This window comes from Flavobacterium xinjiangense (genome assembly GCF_900142885.1).
GTDB lineage: Bacteria > Bacteroidota > Bacteroidia > Flavobacteriales > Flavobacteriaceae > Flavobacterium > Flavobacterium xinjiangense.
The window spans coordinates 146114-163968 of record NZ_FRCL01000006.1 but is presented as its reverse complement, the minus strand read 5'-3'; the positions used below and the strand labels follow the sequence as shown (position 1 = coordinate 163968).

Here is a 17855-nt window from a genome sequence, read left to right as displayed (position 1 = left end):
TTGGTAGTTGCTTATAAGGTTTTCATCCCTCAAAAGCGTTAAAATGCCAATGCTATTGCCCTTACTAGCCTTGTGGCGTGAAATGAAAATTTTATCGCTACTAGGCTTTTTAATATTATTATATTTCGTTTCAAAAATATTCAAAGATGATAAATAAAAGACAAGTAGACACACCCACTCAGATAATAGAATTTATAAAAAGATATTGGTTGTTTATAACGGCTCTTTTGGTTGGAATCCCTTATTTAAGACGTTATATGGCTGAACAATCGGAACAGACTAGACAAGCTTCTCAAACTTTAAGGTTAGAGGGTCAAAAGGCTGATTCTGTTATTATAAAAGAAACCAAACTTTTGGTAAATCAAAATCCCCTTACTCAAAATAAAAAAAGATTAGCAATAACTAAGTCAAAAGACTTGCACGCTGCATCGTCAAAATTGGCTACAGATTTTGGAGTAAGATATTCAGACAATGGAAATTGGTATGATTTTATGAATCCTAAAGGATACTCGGAAAATGATAACTCAATTAAAGAAACCCTAGTTTTATATCGTAATTACTTTGATAAACTAGAAAAATTATACTATGAAGTTGACACCAATAGTAGAAGTTTGAGAAAAGACATCTTACAGTATCTAGATGCTGGCGAATTAAAATATTTGCGTAAATATTTAAAAATATAATTATGGAAAACAACACATTTTTAGTATCTTTCAATCAAAAAGGGATATTGACATATAACGAGTTAATTACGGGTTTGGATGGTAAGTTACTTTCTTTATCAACTTATGAAGCTTGTATAGTTACCGCTGTTTTTATCGAAGGACAAAGAGTATTAACCCCGCAGAATTTGGAACAAAAAAAGCTTTTTTCTTTGTTTTCAAAAGTAGAGCAGTATTTAATTTCCTCCGAGTTTTTTGATCAAAAACTAATAAAAGAAAGTGATTTTAGAAAGGAAAACACCGAGATTATACCACTAGGGCAGATAAAACAACTATCTTCTGTACCTGATTTAGTGGCTATTCAAAAGAGATATGTTGCAGTAATGAAACAAGTGTCGGAGTTAGCAGTACCAACTTTACAGATTTATGAAAATTCATTAGGACTAATGATTAATGTAACGGAAGTTGCTAATTCTTCTGTTATGAATTTTGTCTTTTCTAAACCCTTGGAAATATTAAAACATCGTTTATTAATTGATTGTTCGGTTATTACTCCCGTTAGCAATATGGCAGGTTATGAAATTAATAGTAAGACAGAAAATGGTTTCTCTTTGACTGTCTACTCTTATCTGCAAGGTGCATTCCCATTGCATGGCTTATGGATTGAAATTGCGGAATATGACAAAATTTATTAAAAAATTACGTAATTCAAAAAAATATGTATATTTGTCAAAACTTCAAAGAGACTTAGTGTGAATTTACAAGATTCCTCTCGCTGAAATAAATCAAATCACATGCAAACAAAGAACTATTTATATAATAGAGCACTCCTTAATATTTGGGGTGTTCTATTTTTTTTATCTCTTATCCAAACATTACCCAATTCTGAATTTTTTTATCTCTTATCCCTATGAATATTTACGAGGGATTGAAAGATAAAAATGATTATTCCGTGTCTGTTTATTTAGGTAAAGAAAGAAGATTATTTACAGAATACGTGCACTCAATTTACAGTTATTCTCAATGGATGAGCAAACAAAATATAACATGGGATTATATTTTAATTTACGTTAGAAGAACTAGAAAAATTTTGTGTTATTATAAAAATGGAGATTTTCTACATTCAAGGCCTGATTTTCAAATCAGAGGAAGAATAAAAACAGGTTGGTAGTATAAACAAAAAAAAGAGGCTCAAACGGTGTTACAAGCACCTCGCCTCTCATTGAAATAAATCTATGGCAAATATAAACAAATTTTCAAATATCAAGCGCTTTACATACTATAAATTATAGTTCATTTATTAGTTACTCTTTTTCGTTTATTAACTTACTGTTTATGTAATATCTTGATACACGATTATTACACAAACGGTAAGTTAATAAATCCTAAAAAAAATAGCCATTAAACAAAGTTATAATTCAAGATAGAATATTCAGAACAATCTGAAGGAGTTGGCAAAACCAAATAAGAATCAATCAATTCGTATTGGTCAAAAGAAATAGTTTTAGTTTTTTCCACATAAGCATTAATTTTTGTTTCCTGAGAAACTGCTGAAATAGAAATCTAAACATTTACCTTTGCAAAAAATTAAAAATGCAATCTAATGACCGATAACTCAATCACTAAAACAAAATATATAAAATTAATTCTAATTTTAGGATCATTAACAGCACTTGGTCCATTTTCGATTGATATGTATTTGCCTGGATTTGCTGGAATTGCTGCTGATTTGAATACTTCTGTTGCCAATGTTTCCATGACTTTGTCGAGTTATTTTATTGGAATTTCTGCGGGACAATTACTTTACGGACCATTATTAGATCGTTTTGGTAGAAAAAAACCATTATTTATAGGAATGTTAGTTTATATCTTAGCCTCTTTAGGCTGTGTTTTTGTTAAGGATATCGATACATTTATTGGTTTACGATTCATTCAAGCTGTGGGCAGTTGTGCTGCAACGGTTGCTTCGGTTTCTATGGTTCGGGATTTATTTCCTGTGAAAGATATTCCTAAAGTATTCTCATTATTAATGCTGGTTGTGGGTCTTTCGCCAATGTTAGCGCCTACGATTGGAGGTTATATTACTACTGATTATGGTTGGCATACTGTCTTTTTTATATTAATGTGTATGGGGATTTTGATCCTTTTAGCGGCCCAAGTTGGTTTGCCAAATACATATAAACCGGACACTTCGATTTCATTAAAACCAAAACCTATTATTACAAATTTTATCGGCATTGTAAAAGAACCTCAGTTTTATACCTATGCTTTTACAGGAGCGGTAGCTTTCTCCGGATTGTTTACTTACGTGGCAGCTTCTCCTATTTTATTTATGGATATTTTTAAAGTGGACGCCAAAGTTTACGGTTGGATATTTGCTTTTATGTCATTGAGTTTTATCAGTGCCAGCCAGCTGAATTCTGTTTTGTTGAACAGATTTAAAAGTGAACAGATGATTTTTGGTGCTTTAATTACACAATCCATTATTGTAATCGTGTTTCTTATACTTTCAGTGAATGGCTTTTTAGGCTTGTATGGAACGATTACTATGTTGTTCTTATTCCTGGCTTGTTTGGGAATATCTAATCCTAATACGGCAGGACTTACCCTTGCTCCTTTCTCAAGAAATGCAGGAAGTGCTTCTGCTTTAATGGGTGCTATTCAATTGGGATTAGGTGCATTGGCATCATTCGCCGTTGGTATATTCGTCAAAAATTCGTTAGTACCTATGGTAGTAATTATGACCGTTACAACACTTGTTGCACTACTGATTTTAATTATTGGAAAAAGAAGCATAAAAAAAACTATATCCACTTCGCATGATGAAGGTGTTGCAATACTTCATTAATATTGAATCTAATTTAGTCTTATTTTGATTCTATTTTAATTTTTTTATCGGGTCTGATGATCATGCGTAAAGATTGATCTTTTGCAAAATAAGCAATCATCCAATTGAAGAATGTTTTTATCCTGTTGCGATAGGTTATTAATGAAATAAGGTGAATAAATAGCCAGATAATCCAAGCAAAAAATCCTTTGAAATGCATTTTTGGTTTGGGTAGATCTACTACAGCTTTGTTTTTTCCAATGATTGCCATCGATCCTTTATCATTATATTTAAAGGGTTTTAATGACTTATTTTGATTCATTAATTTAAAGTTATTGGCCAAATTTAAACCTTGTTGAATAGCAACTTGTGCAACTTGTGGATGTCCATTTGGGAAATCTGCATCTGTAAGTTGAATACAAGTATCGCCTATCGCAAAAATGTTTTCAATGCGGTTAACTTTATTGAAAGCATCAGTAGCCATTCTTTTTCCGCGACCATAACTTTCAGCTGGAATTCCTTCGAAAACCATTGCAGAAACTCCCGCTGCCCAAATTAAATTTTTGGTTTGAATGGTTTCCCCGTTTCCAAAATAAACTGTGTCATCAATATAATCCACCACCGTGGTATTTAATTTCACGACAACCCCTAATTTTGTCAGCGCTTCCAGTGTATCTTCCTGTGAAGCCTTGCTCATTGGGGATAATACGGCATTAGCTCCATCAACTAGATAAATATTACTGGCCGTGGTACTTAATTCCGGATATTCTTTCAGCAAAATATTTTTACGCATCTCAGCAAACATTCCCGAAACTTCAACGCCTGTAGGACCACCGCCTGCAACCACAATAGTTAAAAATTTTCTACGCTCGCGAATGTCTTTGCAAATGGCTGCTTTTTCTAAGTTTTTAAGCAGTGTATTACGCATTACAATAGCGTCATTCAACGTTTTCATTGGAATGGCATTTTTCTTTACATTTTCCATTCCAAAGTAACTCGTTTCAGCGCCGGTTGCAAAAACCAAATAATCGTATTTTAATTCACCATTATTGAGAATAATTTTATTTTCTGCAGGATTTACTTTTAGTAAGTTTCCCATACGGAATTTTAGATTTTTTTTACCGGCAAAAAACTTTCTAAAAGGATAACTGATACTTGAAGGCTCTAAAAAAGCAGTGGCAACTTGATAAATAAGAGGCGGAAAGAAATTATAATTGTTTTTATCAACTAGTGTAACTTGAATTCCTTTTTGATTTAAAAGTTCTTTAGCAAGGTTCAATCCTGCAAATCCACCTCCAATTATTACAATCTCCATATCGTGTTATTTATGATTCATAAAAAAAACATCCATAAATATACTCTATTTATGGATGCAATTAAATATAACAAGTATTAAAAAACTTATAAAATTTAGTTCATTTTTTGTCTTTTCACGGGTTTCTCTGCTGGCTCATTTTTGTTTTGCAACAAATAATTGGCCAATAACTTTTCTATTAATTCATCTTTAGTCAAATGATGGAAAACAGTTTTAATTTTATTCTTCAGCTCCACATCAACTTCGTGATTGGGTTTTGTCTTGAAAATTTGCTTTGCCCATAAAAGCGTATTGTTTTCTTCGATGCTGGCAACGGTTGGCTTTTTAAATTTGGTAAATTTTATTCCTAATTCTTTTTCGAAATAGGAAATTTCTTTTTCTTCTTCTGGTTGTAAAACTGTTAAAGAAAGTCCCTTTGCTCCTGCTCTTGCAGTTCTTCCGCTTCGGTGAACGTAAGTTTCATAAACATCCGGTAAATGGTAATTCACTACATAAGAGATTTCCTTTACGTCAATTCCTCTTGCGGCAAGATCGGTCGCTACTAATATATTGATATGTCCTTCACGGAACTGCTCCATGATTCTGTCTCTAATTCCTTGTGATAAACTGCCATGCAATGCTCCGGAAGAAAAGCGGTTGATTGCCAGATTTTTAGCTAATTTATTGACAGCGGCTTTTGTTTTACAAAAGATAATACCGCGTTCGCCTTCTTTTGAATTTAGAAAATGCATCAAAACATCCAGTTTCTCAATAGGATCAACTACAATATATTCGTGATCAATACCTTGATTTCCTACTGTTTCCATGTTAGCACTAACCTGTACCACATTTTTATTCAGGTAATTTTGAATTAGTTGCTTAATGGTTCCAGGCATAGTGGCTGAAAACAAAAAAGTTTTATGAGAGGAAGGTAATTCGGCAATAATTTCGTCTAAACCTTCCTTTAAGATTGTAACCATTTCATCTGCTTCATCAAGCACAAGGAATTTGGTTTCTTTTAAATTAATTGCTTTGCGTTGAATCAAATCAATCAAACGTCCAGGAGTTGCTACAACAATATGTGTTGGCAATGCCAGTCTTTCTATTTGTGGTTTGATAGGGATTCCTCCGCAAGTTGCCGCAATAGAAACTTCCGGTAAGTATTTTGCGAAAGATTCTAAATTTCTAAAAATCTGTTGCCCTAATTCTCGCGTAGGTACCAAAATTACTGCTTGAATCACAGTTAAATTAGTATCGATTAATTGCAATAATGGTAATCCAAATGCCGCTGTTTTTCCAGTTCCAGTTTTGGCAAGACCTACCAAATCAGTTGTATTTGATAATAGTAACGGAATTGTTTTTTGCTGTATTTCTGTTGGCACAACAATCTTCAAATCAGAAAGTGCATTCAATATGGGAGTAGAAATTCCTAAATCAGAGAATTGTTTTGACATTTTTTTAATTTTATATTTTTATAAAAATAGTTGTTTTGTAAACCTAGTTTTTAGCCCCGATGGAAACGGCATCCTGTTGTGGCGGTGTTCGCCATGGCAGATATAGTGTACAGCGGGATTAGCTCCTTGAAAAAGAAATATTAATCTTCGTCCGGTTCGTTCATGATTTTCTCACGATATTTTTTACCAGTTAACAGGATTAACTTCAATTTGTAATCGTCAACAAGCCATTCGCGGTAATTTTTACTGCATTGGCTCAAACATTTAGAATAGCGTTTAATACGACAATCAATATCGTCTTCTAGCAGTTTTCCTAATGCTTTAGCTTCTTGTAAAGTCTCCGAATTGTCAACACACATGGCAGCGTGCTGTTCAAGCGATTTTTCAAGCACTTCTTTTGAACGTAAATTTTGTGCGATGATCAGTTTGTGTTCTTCATCGACATCAAAAGTTACCACTTCTGTCTTACTGAATTTAGCGCGCAATTCCGGAGGCATCGAATATTTGAAATACAATTCGATTTCTGTATCATCACGTAAATTTTCTAAATAAAACTCTGGTGATTTAAAAATATGTTGCCAGTTTACCGGCTCACTCCACAACCCGAATCGGGCTGCATTATTTCCTAAATCGATAACATTAAACACATCTTTGTTAGGCAGTTTTCTAGAACCACGACCAATCATTTGATAGTAAAGGGTTAAGGATTTTGTTGCACGATTCAAAATAATAGTCTCTACTGTAGGTTCATCAAAACCTGTGGTAAGGATTCCAACAGATGTTAAAATAGCATCAGGTGTATTCTTGAACCAATGTAAAATATCTTTTCGTTCCTCGTTATTGCTGGTATTGTCAAGATGGCGAATTTCATAACCGGCTTCTCTGAAAGTTTCATATACATATAAAGAGGTATTGATACCATTATTGAAAATCAAGGTTTTCTTACCTAAAGATTTCTCTGTATAAGCATGCAATAATTTTTCCTGCATGGCCATATTGGTGTATAAATCATCCGATGATTTTACGGTATAATCTCCATTTATTCCTACTTTCAATGAGGTCAATCCTACATCATAACTATAGGTAATTGCTTTTGCCAAAAAGCCTTTGTCAATCAATGAACTAATTGTGTCTCCAACAATTAATTCATCATAACTTTCGTGCATTGGCAATTTAATATTAGAACTCAACGGTGTTGCAGTTACTCCTAATATGAAAGCATTTTTAAAAGAGCTTAGTAATTTTCTGAAGGAATTGTAATGCGCTTCATCAATAATTACTAGACCAATATTGTCCAAATGTAATTTTTCATCATTGATTCGGTTTTTTAATGTCTCTACCATGGCAACAAAACAAGAATAATCGTTTTGGTCTGGAAGTTCTTTTACTTTACTGTTGATGATTTTGTTTTTTACATCAAAACCCTTCAACATTTTTGAAGTTTGTTTGCAAAGTTCTATTCTATGCGTTAAAACAACTACTTTTTTGTCATGCTTTGACAAATAGCGGCGCACGATTTCAGAAAAAACTACTGTCTTTCCTCCACCAGTAGGCAGTTGGTATAACAAATGATGTTGACGAGGTCCATTGTCGATACGTTCAAAGATAGCATCTATGTCTCCTTTTTGGTAGGCATAAAGTTCTTTTTTGTCTTCGATTTCGATTTCTAAAGTGTTTTGGGACATTGCTTATTGTTGGATTTTTGCAAAAATACGCCTAAAAAACAGTTTTATTGTCAATTTTAATTAAAAAAAAAGAGGAGTCATTAAATAAAATAGAATTATACAGCACCTTAGTAGTCCAATCGCTCTATTATGGCATTAAATTCGGTTTCATTGTACCATTTTTGCTTAACAGTTTGATTATGAATCGCTAACAATCTAGACTTAAAATCATTTATAATTCCGTTTGCAATCAAAAATACTACCGCTTGTTCATAGGAATTAAACATACTTTTGAAAAATAATTCGGGCTTTACAAGATGTTCGGAGGAGAAAGTTTGTGCAATTTCAATATTGTAGAGCATTACATCGGCAATTATAAAAGGGTCAACTCCCAAAACGATAAAATGCTTGATGTATTTTTGAGCGACGGACCGTCTCATTTTTGGTTTGCTTCTTCTTCCTGGTTTTTTTACAGGATAATATTCATGTGAGATTTTCCGTTTGCATTCCTGCAAAAGAGTTTCTTCCTTTGGATTAAAAACAAAATTATAATAGACTTTTACAGCACTGAATTTCTCATACAATTCGATAATTTGTTCTTCGAGTTGTTCTTTATTCAATTCAGCTAAATATTTTTTTAAATCGCGTTTGCTCATTATCAAAGTTTAAGAATACAAAAGTAAATTACTTTAGGAATCAATAGATTAAAAATCAATGATAATACTTATTTTTGTCAAATATCAATCAAAATATATTGTAAATGCTTAAGATTTTCAAGATTACAGCAATTCTGGAAGGAATATCATACTTGGTTTTATTTTCGAATATGCTTTTTATCAAGCCAACAAATTTTTTACTTTATAAAACATTACTTTACCCTATAGGAATGAGCCATGGAATATTATTTATAGCTTATATAATACTGGCAATTTTATTAAAAAAATCTCAAAAATGGAACTTCAAGACCTTTAGCCTAATTTTAATTGCCTCTTTAATTCCTTTAGGCACTTTTTATGTAGATAAAAAATACCTTAAAAATGTATAAAATAATAGAGAAATTATTCACTTTTTTATATCCAATATTTAGAAAATGGGGATTAGGAAGCAGTTTTGCCTCTTATCTGAGTTTACTCCTAAATATTGCCATACTCTGCTTATTAGCTTATGCCATTTATATCGTATTCAGACTTGTATTAGTAACGGTCATGATGGTTATAGCGCAGAAAACCAAAACTAAATTTGACGATTTACTAGTAACTAATAAAACGGCAAAATACATTGCCCATTTAATCCCGTTATTATTCATATATAAATCAGTCCCTATAATTTTAGAACGCTATGAATATTGGGAAGGTGTTTTTGGGAAACTCGTAGGAATCTACATTGTCATTTTGGTTTTATGGATTATTCGTACCATTTTTAATGCTTTAAGGGATTATTTAAAACTGAAACCAAGATATAGCGATAAACCTATTGACAGCTTTATTCAGGTGGTTATGATTGTCCTTTGGATGGTTGGAATTACAGTGATTATCTCTAAATTATTTGACATTGACCAAAAAGAACTTTTAACCATTTTAGGAGCTGTCTCTGCGGTGATAATTTTGATTTTCAGAGACACTATTTTAGGTTTTGTATCCAGCGTTCAAGTTTCTATAAATGACATGGTCCGAATTGGCGATTGGATTACAATGGATAAATTTGGTGCTGATGGAGATGTCATTGAAATCAATTTGGCAACAGTAAAAGTTCGAAATTTTGACAATACCACTACTACAATTCCAACCTACAGCTTAAGTTCTGATTCTTTCCAAAACTGGCGCGGAATGCTTAATTCTGATGGGCGAAGAATAAAAAGACATATCCTTATTAAAGCAAGCAGTATTCGTTTCTTAGAAGAAGCAGAATTGAATGATTTGAAAAAAATTCATCTTATATCAGAGTATATTGACACTCGAAAATTAGAAATAGATAACTATAATTTTATTAATAAAGTTGATAAATCATTAGCTCTTAACGGACGAAATCTGACAAATTTAGGTTTGTTTCGAAAGTATATAACAGAATATTTATTCAATTATCCCGGATTAAATCAAGATATGCTTATGCTTTGTCGTCAATTGCAATCTACTTCTCAGGGAATTCCTCTAGAGGTATATGCATTTTCTCATGACAAGCGTTTTGAAAATTATGAATATATAATGTCAGATATTTTTGATCATATTATTGCAGCTGTACCGTATTTTGATTTAGAAATCTTTGAATTACCCTCTCACGGTAAAATTATAGCTGATGAGTAATTTTTAATTATTAAAATGACAGGCGAAAAAAACTTAGAAAAGTTACTTAAAACACTGAAACCAGAACATATTCAAGGAGAATATGTATTTTGTGTAGTGCAAGATTTAAAGAACCTTAATTTGAATGATATTGTTATGACATTCAGAGAGCGGGAAGCAACCACAATTATAGTAAAAAAGCAATTAGCTGATTTTTTGAAACTAGAATATTCTTTTATCGCTTCGTGGATTACTTTAACGGTTCATTCTTCGCTTGATGCCGTGGGCTTAACTGCAGCTTTTTCGCAAGCACTTTCAATCGAATGAATAAGTTGCAATGTGGTAGCAGCTTTTTATCACGATCACATTTTTGTAGATAAAAGAGACACGGAAAAAGCAATGGCAATTCTTAACCAATTTTTAAATTAAAAACTAAAATCAGCTTAACTACAAACGATCTTTTATAAATTCGATTTCGGTTTTTCCGTGTGCTTTTGGTTTTTCATCAGCGCCTAAACTTACCATTGTAGTATGATCAATTGATATGATTGTTTCTCGAGTCATCATATTTCTGGCTTCGCATTTTAGTGTAAGTGATGTGTTTCCAAATTTTACAACATCAATACCTATTTCTATAATATCGCCTTGTCTTGCGGAACTTCTAAAGTTAATTTCCGACATGTGCTTGGTTACAATTCTTGTGTTTTCTAATTGAATAATAGTATATAAAGCTAATTCTTCATCAATCCAAGCTAGTAATTTGCCACCAAATAAAGTACCATTTGGGTTCAAGTCTTCGGGTTTTACCCATTTTCTGGTGTGAAATCTCATATTGTTAATTTATAAAAGCAAAAATAGCATTTTCATATTCTATTTTTTTTTATTTTTAAAGAAAAAACTATGAACGATCGCGATACTTTTTTAAAAAATTTTAGAGGACAAACAATTGGTAGTGTCAATGCTCAATCTTCATCGGATGAATCTTTTCAAAATGAAGTGCTTAGGCCTATTTTGAAATTGCAAAACGATTTGTTTATCGCTGTTTTTATCAATTATATTGTAAAGAACAAAACTGATTTTTATTCTCTTTCCGTTGAAAAAAAATTATCGATAATTGAAAATTCAATCATGAAAGATATCAAATTTAGAAACGCCTTAAAAGGCATGATTATCGGATTGTTCACCATCGATGAGTACGCAAAATATATAAATAATTCTTCGAGTCTCAACAAAAGAATGATGGGTATGCTTATCGAGAGATTAAAAAGTCAAATACAATTATTTGAAGTATCTACTACTTTATAACTCTTTGCATTTAAATTATGGATTAACGATTTATCTCTAAGCCTTGTAACCGCAGATGAGATTTGTGGAAAAATATATGTATGTACTCTATTTTGATCGTTAAATCACAAAACCAATCTAGTAAAAATTACTTGTTTTTTGCTTATAATTCAAAAAAGGAATACTAAATTATACAAGAATCACAATTTCATTACTATTTAATAATCTTTATCGTTTTTTGTGATAATTATTAGTTAAGCTTAATTATTTATGTTTTTTAATCGATTTTTTTTATTATAATTGTTAAAAATAAAGTTATGAAGGAAGAATATTTCAAATGGTATTCGCCCCATCTAAATAGAGATATAGAAATGTTAGTTTTTGGACATGCGGGCTATCCTGTTATTCTATTCCCAACTTCAATGGGGAGTTTTCATGAAAATAAAGATATGGGATTAATTGAATCAGCAAGATGGTATATCGAGCAAGGATTAATTCAAATTTTTTGCCCGGATAGTATTGACAAAGATAGTTTTTACAATAAAAACATCCATCCCATACATCGCATAGAAAATCACGTAAAATACGACAAAATGATTTGTCATGAAATTGTCGAGAAAGTAAAAAATAACACTTCATCAGGAAAAGTGGCTATGGCCGGTTGCAGTTTTGGTGGATATCATGCTGCAAATTTTGCTTTTCGTCATCCAGGCTATGTGAGTCACCTTTTTTCTATGAGTGGTGCCTTTAATATCAAAAGTTTTTTGGATGGTTTTCATAATGATGATGTTTTTTACAACAGTCCGGAGGATTATTTGTATGGCTTAAACGATCCGGAATTATGGAAGATGGATATCGTTTTAGGAACTTCAAATTGGGATATTTGCTTTGACGCCAATCTAAAATTGAGTAAGGTTTTAAGTGAACGAAATATTCATCACTGGCTGGATATTCGTCAAGATAAAAAGCATGACTGGCCAATCTGGAAAGAAATGTTTCCTCATTATTTATCAAGAATTAAGTTTTTTTAAAATTATAAAATCGCGAGAATCAAGTATCAAGAAATTAAAAAGTAACAGATGAAAAAAATTGGAATCTTATTTGGAATGGAAGATACCTTTCCGCAGGCATTTATAGACAGAGTTAATTCAAAAAACGAGAAAGGCATAATAGCTGAAGCTGTTGCTATTGATAAAGTAGTTCAAAATCAGGATGGTGAATATGCAGTGATTATTGATCGCATTTCGCAAGATGTTCCGTTCTATCGTGCCTATTTAAAAAATGCTGCGTTAACAGGAACTAATGTGATTAATAATCCTTTTTGGTGGAGTGCCGATGATAAATTTTTTAATAATGCTTTAGCGGATACATTAGGAGTCCCATTACCTAATACCGTAATTCTTCCCTCAGCGGAACATCCTACAGATACTACCGGCAAATCATTTAGAAATTTGAAATACCCAATGGATTGGCAAGGAATTTTCGATTACATAGGCTTTCCAGCTTATATGAAACCGTATGCCGGTGGAGGTTGGAAAAATGTATACCGTCTTGAAAATAAAGAAGAATTTTGGGAAAAGCATCAGGAAACGGGACAATTAGTGATGATGTTACAGGAAGAAATTGTTTTTACAGAATATTTTAGAGTGTATTGTTTGGGCTGCAAAGCAGTTCGTATTATGCAGTATGAGCCAAGAAACCCGCATCATTTGCGCTATGTAATTGATGGGCCGCCAACAGATAAAAAATTATTAGCAACCATAAAAGACTATACTTTACGCTTATGTAAAGGATTGGGATATGATTTTAATACGGTTGAATTTGCGGTGCGTGACGGAATCCCGTATGCTATAGATTTTGGGAATCCCGCTCCTGATGCTGAATTAACGTCGGTTGGCGCGGAAAACTTTGAATGGGTTGTTGAAGAAGCTGCAAAAATGGCCATCGCTGCCGCAAAAAAACAAAAACCGGGTAAAATGAATCTTACTTGGGGAACTTTTATTAAAGATGCAGTAAAATAGTTTTCAGTCACAGTATTCAGTAAACAGACTGAAAACTGCGACTGCGACTGAACAATAAAAAAATTATTATGTTAAAGAAATTACCTGTTTTCACACTTGGTGTTGAAGAAGAATATCAAATTATTGATCCTGAGACACGAGATTTGCGTTCGCACTTGTCTAAAATTGTGGATGGTGCAAAAATAATATTGAACGAACAGGTGAAGGCAGAAATGCATCAATCTGTTGTAGAAGTTGGGACCAATATTTGTAAAAGCGTCGCAGAAGCGAAGTGTGAAATTAAATTTCTGAGATCTAAAATTGTAGAATTAGCCGATAAGCAAAATTTAATTGTTGGTGGTGCCGGAACACATCCATTTTCTAAATGGCAAGACCAGCCTATTACCGATGATCCCCGTTATCATGATATTGTCAATGAATTGCAGGATGCCGCACGCTCCAATTTGATTTTTGGGATGCATTGCCACGTGGGTATAGAGAATCGCGAAATTGGTTTGCAATTGATGAATCAGGCAACTTATTTCCTGCCTCATATATTTGCTTTATCGACAAACTCTCCTTTTTGGGAGGGAAGGCAAACGGGTTACAAATCATTTAGAACAAAAGTTTTTGATAAGTTTCCAAGGACTGGATTACCAGAATACTTTGATTCGGTCGCTGCGTATCAAAATTATTTAGACACGCTTGTTAAAACCAATTGTATCGATAATCCTAAAAAGATTTGGTGGGATTTGCGTTTGCACCCGTTTTACAATACTATTGAATTTAGAATCTGTGACATGTGTTTGACAGTCGATGAGACGATTTGTATTGTGGCAATTATTCAGGCAATTGTGGCCAAGTTGTATAAACTTAACATGAATAATACTAGTTTTAATATCTACCGATTAGCCTTGATTAAAGAAAATAAATTTCGCGCTGCCCGATATGGAATTGATAATAATATGATTGATTTTGGATTGCAAAAAGAGGTTGAAACCAAAATGCTAATTCTGGAATTGCTTGATTTTGTTGATGATGTTGTAGATGAATTGGGAAGCCGTGACGATATTAATTACGTGCATGAAATTTTGAAAAATGGAACTGGGGCAGATAAGCAATTGGCAGTTTTTGAAAACACAGGTAATCTTTCCAGAGTTGTAGATTTTATAACGAGCGAATTTACTAAAGGATTATAAAATAAAAATTACCTTTGCCGATCGATTTTTCTAAATGAACCTATGTCCAATAAAATTATAAAAATAGCCCTGTTAGATATGTACAACGGAATTCCGAATCAGGGAATGCGATGTATTATTGATGTCATCACCCGCTTTAGTCCTGTGGTGAGTTTCGAAATATTTGATGTCAGGGTTAAATGTGAATTGCCTGAGATTAAAAAGTTTGATATTTATATTTCAACAGGAGGTCCCGGAAATCCCCTAGTAGGCGATGGCGAATGGGATAAAAAATATTATGAATTTATTGATTCCTTGACAAAGTGGAATAATGAAAATACAGTGAAAAAGCATGTATTGTTTATTTGCCATTCGTTTCAAATGGCTTGTCTTCATTTTGGTTTAGCCACTATAACTAAAAGAAACGACACGTCCTTTGGCGTAATGACTATTCACAAAACCAAAGAAGGAAGTACAGATCCTTTGTTTGAAGGATTAGCAGATCCGTTCTACGCTATCGATTCCAGAGATTATCAAGTGGTACAGCCTAAATTGAGCACATTTGCTAAAAAAGGCGCTAAAATTATTTCCTTAGAAAAAATCAGAGATCATGTACAATATGAGCGAGCTATTATGGCAGTCCGTTTTACGGATTATTTTGTAGGTACACAATTTCATCCAGAAGCGGATCCAATAAGTTTTGTTTCCCATTTAAGAAATAAAGAAGCAAAAGAAAAAATCAAAAGCATGAAAGGAAAAAAGAAGTTTAGAAACATGCTGGAAGATTTATTGGATGACGATAAAATCTACAGAACTAACGAAACTTTAATTCCAAATTTCCTTAGAATTGCCATAAATGATTTAATGAAAACAAAGAAGATGTTATCTAATTAGTAAAATATAATCTATGATTTTAAAATATCGGGAGTTATTTAATACTCAATTTACAGATAAAAAATATCAAGAATTTAAAGATGATATTGCTTCCGATTTTGATTATATGCCCACTTTTCGAGTAGCCGAAACGCCATTTTTTATTTCAAATGAATTAAAAGCACAGCTAGTTGAAGGATGTAATGAAGTTATAGCTTTAATTAAACAAGACGACTTTAAAGGTCTTACTGATAAAGCATTAGAGTTAAATCAAAAAGTTTCAAATGAGGACGAACATACTACCTTTTTAGCTATTGATTTTGGAATTTGTGAAGAAGATGGAATAATTATTCCTAAATTAATTGAAGTACAAGGCTTTCCTTCTTTATATAATTACCAATTTAATTTATATGAGAAATTCAAAAATCATTATCCTTTTCTTAATGAATTGACGCCGTTCTTTAACGGAATCGAACCACAGGAATATCTCTCTATTCTTGAAGAAGTTATTTGCAACAATCATCCTAAGGAGAATATAATTCTGCTTGAAATTGAACCCGAAAGGCAAAATACAAAAATTGACTTTTATTATTGCCACAGAGATATTGGGATTGCAATAATTTGCGTGACAGAACTAATCAAAAAAGGAAAGCAATTGTTCTATAAAAATGCAGAGGGCGATGAAATTCTCGTAAAACGAATTTACAATCGCGTTATTTTTGATGAATTAGATTTACGTACCGATTTAAAACTAAACTTCCATTTTTCAGATAACTTAGATGTAGAATGGGCAGGGCATCCCAATTGGTTTTTTAGAATCAGTAAATTTATTTTACCTTTCTTAAAAGGGAAATATTTCATAGAAACTACTTTGTTGAGTGATCTAACAGAAATTCCGGAAGATTTAGAAAATTATGTGCTAAAACCCTTATTTTCATTCTCAGGGACAGGTGTTATTTTTCATGTAAAAAAAGAAGATATTGAGGCAGTTGTTGAAAAAGATCTTTATATTCTTCAGAAAAAAGTAAACTATCTACCCATTGTCCAATCTCCGGACGGAAAAGTAAAAGCCGAAGTGCGTGTACTTTGCGTATGGAAAAAAGAAGACAGCTCTCCTACTCTACTTTGTAATTTAGTTCGATTGAGTCGCGGCGAAATGATAGGCGTGAAATTCAATAAGGATAAGGACTGGGTTGGTGGGACTATAGGATTGTTAGAGCGATAAAGGTTTTTTTTGTCTCGAATAGCGCTGTCATTTTGTATTACAGATCCCCTTTTTCATATTCTTTAAATCTTCTATTTTTTTTAATATTTTCGTTTCATGTAAAATATTTTTTATCTAAAACTTTAATTGGTTTTTCTTACACTGCTTTATTTGCATAAAACACTATTCTTATTGTTTCATTTTTAAGCAATGAAATCTATTTTTTTAAATTTATAATTTATTTAACAAGAATTATCTTATTAAATTTGAACTGAGAAGCTCTTTTGTACGATGTTAATAACTAAAATATTTTTATTTGGTTGCATAAATAGCAATTTAAAATTGTATACAATCAAAAATCGTAAACATATAGATTAAATTATCAAAAAATAATAATTATTTGATAATAATTGCATACTTCCATATAAAAATTTACGATTATAATAGTAAATTTAGTAATATTGAAAGGTTGTAATAATTACATATTTAATTTAAAATAATAGACATATCTAACAATTTGACAAATGAATAGAAGAGAAGCACTTAAAAATGTTGCGTTTTTGATGGGAAGCGCAATCTCAGTAACCTCGATGGGCGTTTTATTTGAAAGTTTTACTTTACCTGAAATAGAAAAGAATCATGTTTCATTTTCTGCCAAAGATGAAGAGTTGCTCGCTGAATTTGCTGATATCATTATTCCTACTACAGCATCGTCAGCTGGAGCAAAAGCTGCGGGACTCGGGGCTTTTATTCCTATGATGATTAGAGATTGCTATCCAGCAAAAATGCAAGAAATTTTTGCTTTGGGGATGAAAGACATGCATGCAAAATGTTTGAAAAACTTTAATAAAGATTTCTTGTCGATGTCGATTGAAGAACGTCAGAAGATTATGACTGACTTAAAAAATGAGACTATTGCCAATGATAAAGCTCCTTCTTTCTTTTTGATTGCGCGTGATTTAACTATCCTAGGTTATTTTTCATCAGAAATAGGTTGTACGCAAGCACGAGAATACCTTCCAGTTCCTGGTAGATATGATGGAAGTGCGGAATACAAACCAGGTCAAAAAGCTTGGGCAACAAACTAATTTCATATTGATAGCGGCTATCTTAAAATATTTTAGAAATCAAAAAAA

The 17855-nt window shown here is 32.3% G+C and carries 19 protein-coding genes; 14 read left to right on the top strand and 5 right to left on the bottom strand.

The genetic code is table 11. The annotated features are described in order from the left end of the window. Positions 1 to 146 precede the first annotated feature (146 nt). From BUC23_RS09240 to BUC23_RS09225, 4 genes are all read left to right on the top strand, one after another. A complete protein-coding gene (locus tag BUC23_RS09240; protein ID WP_073208744.1) occupies positions 147 to 683 on the top strand; it encodes a hypothetical protein in 537 nt (178 codons plus the stop codon). 2 nt (positions 684 to 685) lie between these two features. Then, the gene (locus tag BUC23_RS09235) at positions 686 to 1357 is read left to right on the top strand and encodes a hypothetical protein (RefSeq protein ID WP_073208742.1); all 672 of its coding nucleotides are present in this window, start codon (positions 686 to 688) and stop codon (positions 1355 to 1357) included. A gap of 215 nt (positions 1358 to 1572) precedes the next feature. After that, a complete protein-coding gene (locus BUC23_RS09230) occupies positions 1573 to 1833 on the top strand; it encodes a hypothetical protein (protein ID WP_073208741.1) in 261 nt (86 codons plus the stop codon). Positions 1834 to 2280: 447 nt separating this feature from the next. Next, positions 2281 to 3510 (top strand): multidrug effflux MFS transporter, encoded by a 1230-nt coding sequence (locus BUC23_RS09225; RefSeq protein ID WP_073208903.1) that lies wholly within the window; start codon positions 2281 to 2283, stop codon positions 3508 to 3510. Between the two features lie 19 nt (positions 3511 to 3529). On the opposite strand, the gene BUC23_RS09220 is transcribed toward BUC23_RS09225, so the two are convergent. From BUC23_RS09220 to BUC23_RS09205, 4 genes are all read right to left on the bottom strand, one after another. Next, the gene (locus BUC23_RS09220; protein WP_073208739.1) at positions 3530 to 4804 is read right to left on the bottom strand and encodes an NAD(P)/FAD-dependent oxidoreductase; all 1275 of its coding nucleotides are present in this window, start codon (positions 4802 to 4804) and stop codon (positions 3530 to 3532) included. 95 nt (positions 4805 to 4899) lie between these two features. Then, on the bottom strand, positions 4900 to 6237 hold the full coding sequence (locus BUC23_RS09215; protein WP_073208737.1) for a DEAD/DEAH box helicase: 1338 nt from the start codon (positions 6235 to 6237) through the stop codon (positions 4900 to 4902). 140 nt (positions 6238 to 6377) lie between these two features. After that, positions 6378 to 7922: a DEAD/DEAH box helicase gene (locus BUC23_RS09210; protein WP_073208735.1), complete on the bottom strand. Its 1545-nt coding sequence runs from the start codon at positions 7920 to 7922 to the stop codon at positions 6378 to 6380. Between the two features lie 107 nt (positions 7923 to 8029). Then, on the bottom strand, positions 8030 to 8557 hold the full coding sequence (locus BUC23_RS09205) for a DUF6155 family protein (RefSeq protein WP_073208733.1): 528 nt from the start codon (positions 8555 to 8557) through the stop codon (positions 8030 to 8032). A 104-nt stretch (positions 8558 to 8661) separates the two neighbouring features. Between BUC23_RS09205 and BUC23_RS09200 the strand changes: the two genes are divergently transcribed. Genes BUC23_RS09200 through BUC23_RS09190 form a run of 3 tightly spaced genes read left to right on the top strand, consistent with a single transcriptional unit; the run spans position 8662 to position 10507 of the window. Next, positions 8662 to 8946 carry a DUF3817 domain-containing protein gene (locus BUC23_RS09200; protein WP_073208731.1) on the top strand — a complete coding sequence of 95 codons (285 nt, stop codon included), beginning with the start codon at positions 8662 to 8664 and terminating at the stop codon, positions 8944 to 8946. Beyond that, entirely contained in the window at positions 8939 to 10201 is a 1263-nt protein-coding gene (locus tag BUC23_RS09195; RefSeq protein ID WP_073208729.1) for a mechanosensitive ion channel family protein, read from the top strand. Before BUC23_RS09200 ends, BUC23_RS09195 begins: the two co-directional genes overlap by 8 nt. Before the next feature lie 15 nt (positions 10202 to 10216). Further along, positions 10217 to 10507: an ACT domain-containing protein gene (locus tag BUC23_RS09190; protein WP_244153792.1), complete on the top strand. Its 291-nt coding sequence runs from the start codon at positions 10217 to 10219 to the stop codon at positions 10505 to 10507. 120 nt (positions 10508 to 10627) lie between these two features. Here the strand turns inward: BUC23_RS09190 and BUC23_RS09185 are convergent, their stop codons facing one another. After that, entirely contained in the window at positions 10628 to 11011 is a 384-nt protein-coding gene (locus BUC23_RS09185; protein WP_073208727.1) for an acyl-CoA thioesterase, read from the bottom strand. 69 nt (positions 11012 to 11080) lie between these two features. Between BUC23_RS09185 and BUC23_RS09180 the strand changes: the two genes are divergently transcribed. From BUC23_RS09180 to BUC23_RS09150, 7 genes are all read left to right on the top strand, one after another. Beyond that, entirely contained in the window at positions 11081 to 11485 is a 405-nt protein-coding gene (locus BUC23_RS09180; protein ID WP_073208725.1) for a glyoxalase, read from the top strand. A gap of 296 nt (positions 11486 to 11781) precedes the next feature. Beyond that, positions 11782 to 12495: an esterase family protein gene (locus tag BUC23_RS09175; protein WP_073208723.1), complete on the top strand. Its 714-nt coding sequence runs from the start codon at positions 11782 to 11784 to the stop codon at positions 12493 to 12495. A gap of 48 nt (positions 12496 to 12543) precedes the next feature. Further along, entirely contained in the window at positions 12544 to 13485 is a 942-nt protein-coding gene (locus tag BUC23_RS09170) for an ATP-grasp domain-containing protein (RefSeq protein ID WP_073208722.1), read from the top strand. A gap of 68 nt (positions 13486 to 13553) precedes the next feature. Continuing rightward, positions 13554 to 14663 carry a carboxylate-amine ligase gene (locus BUC23_RS09165; RefSeq protein WP_073208720.1) on the top strand — a complete coding sequence of 370 codons (1110 nt, stop codon included), beginning with the start codon at positions 13554 to 13556 and terminating at the stop codon, positions 14661 to 14663. Between the two features lie 42 nt (positions 14664 to 14705). Next, positions 14706 to 15536 (top strand): type 1 glutamine amidotransferase, encoded by an 831-nt coding sequence (locus BUC23_RS09160; protein ID WP_073208718.1) that lies wholly within the window; start codon positions 14706 to 14708, stop codon positions 15534 to 15536. A 13-nt stretch (positions 15537 to 15549) separates the two neighbouring features. Further along, a complete protein-coding gene (locus BUC23_RS09155) occupies positions 15550 to 16740 on the top strand; it encodes a hypothetical protein (RefSeq protein WP_073208717.1) in 1191 nt (396 codons plus the stop codon). A 503-nt stretch (positions 16741 to 17243) separates the two neighbouring features. Continuing rightward, entirely contained in the window at positions 17244 to 17807 is a 564-nt protein-coding gene (locus BUC23_RS09150) for a gluconate 2-dehydrogenase subunit 3 family protein (protein WP_073208715.1), read from the top strand. Positions 17808 to 17855 lie beyond the last annotated feature (48 nt).

Excerpts from the sequence above, each read along its gene's own strand:
- BUC23_RS09240 (WP_073208744.1), top strand. The coding sequence starts at position 147 with ATGATAAATAAAAGACAAGTAGACACACCCACTCAGATAATAGAATTT.
- BUC23_RS09235 (WP_073208742.1), top strand. The coding sequence starts at position 686 with ATGGAAAACAACACATTTTTAGTATCTTTCAATCAAAAAGGGATATTG.
- BUC23_RS09230 (WP_073208741.1), top strand. The coding sequence starts at position 1,573 with ATGAATATTTACGAGGGATTGAAAGATAAAAATGATTATTCCGTGTCT.
- BUC23_RS09220 (WP_073208739.1), bottom strand. The coding sequence starts at position 4,804 with ATGGAGATTGTAATAATTGGAGGTGGATTTGCAGGATTGAACCTTGCT.
- BUC23_RS09215 (WP_073208737.1), bottom strand. The coding sequence starts at position 6,237 with ATGTCAAAACAATTCTCTGATTTAGGAATTTCTACTCCCATATTGAAT.
- BUC23_RS09210 (WP_073208735.1), bottom strand. The coding sequence starts at position 7,922 with ATGTCCCAAAACACTTTAGAAATCGAAATCGAAGACAAAAAAGAACTT.
- BUC23_RS09205 (WP_073208733.1), bottom strand. The coding sequence starts at position 8,557 with ATGAGCAAACGCGATTTAAAAAAATATTTAGCTGAATTGAATAAAGAA.
- BUC23_RS09200 (WP_073208731.1), top strand. The coding sequence starts at position 8,662 with ATGCTTAAGATTTTCAAGATTACAGCAATTCTGGAAGGAATATCATAC.
- BUC23_RS09195 (WP_073208729.1), top strand. The coding sequence starts at position 8,939 with ATGTATAAAATAATAGAGAAATTATTCACTTTTTTATATCCAATATTT.
- BUC23_RS09190 (WP_244153792.1), top strand. The coding sequence starts at position 10,217 with ATGACAGGCGAAAAAAACTTAGAAAAGTTACTTAAAACACTGAAACCA.
- BUC23_RS09185 (WP_073208727.1), bottom strand. The coding sequence starts at position 11,011 with ATGAGATTTCACACCAGAAAATGGGTAAAACCCGAAGACTTGAACCCA.
- BUC23_RS09180 (WP_073208725.1), top strand. The coding sequence starts at position 11,081 with ATGAACGATCGCGATACTTTTTTAAAAAATTTTAGAGGACAAACAATT.
- BUC23_RS09175 (WP_073208723.1), top strand. The coding sequence starts at position 11,782 with ATGAAGGAAGAATATTTCAAATGGTATTCGCCCCATCTAAATAGAGAT.
- BUC23_RS09170 (WP_073208722.1), top strand. The coding sequence starts at position 12,544 with ATGAAAAAAATTGGAATCTTATTTGGAATGGAAGATACCTTTCCGCAG.
- BUC23_RS09165 (WP_073208720.1), top strand. The coding sequence starts at position 13,554 with ATGTTAAAGAAATTACCTGTTTTCACACTTGGTGTTGAAGAAGAATAT.
- BUC23_RS09160 (WP_073208718.1), top strand. The coding sequence starts at position 14,706 with ATGTCCAATAAAATTATAAAAATAGCCCTGTTAGATATGTACAACGGA.
- BUC23_RS09155 (WP_073208717.1), top strand. The coding sequence starts at position 15,550 with ATGATTTTAAAATATCGGGAGTTATTTAATACTCAATTTACAGATAAA.
- BUC23_RS09150 (WP_073208715.1), top strand. The coding sequence starts at position 17,244 with ATGAATAGAAGAGAAGCACTTAAAAATGTTGCGTTTTTGATGGGAAGC.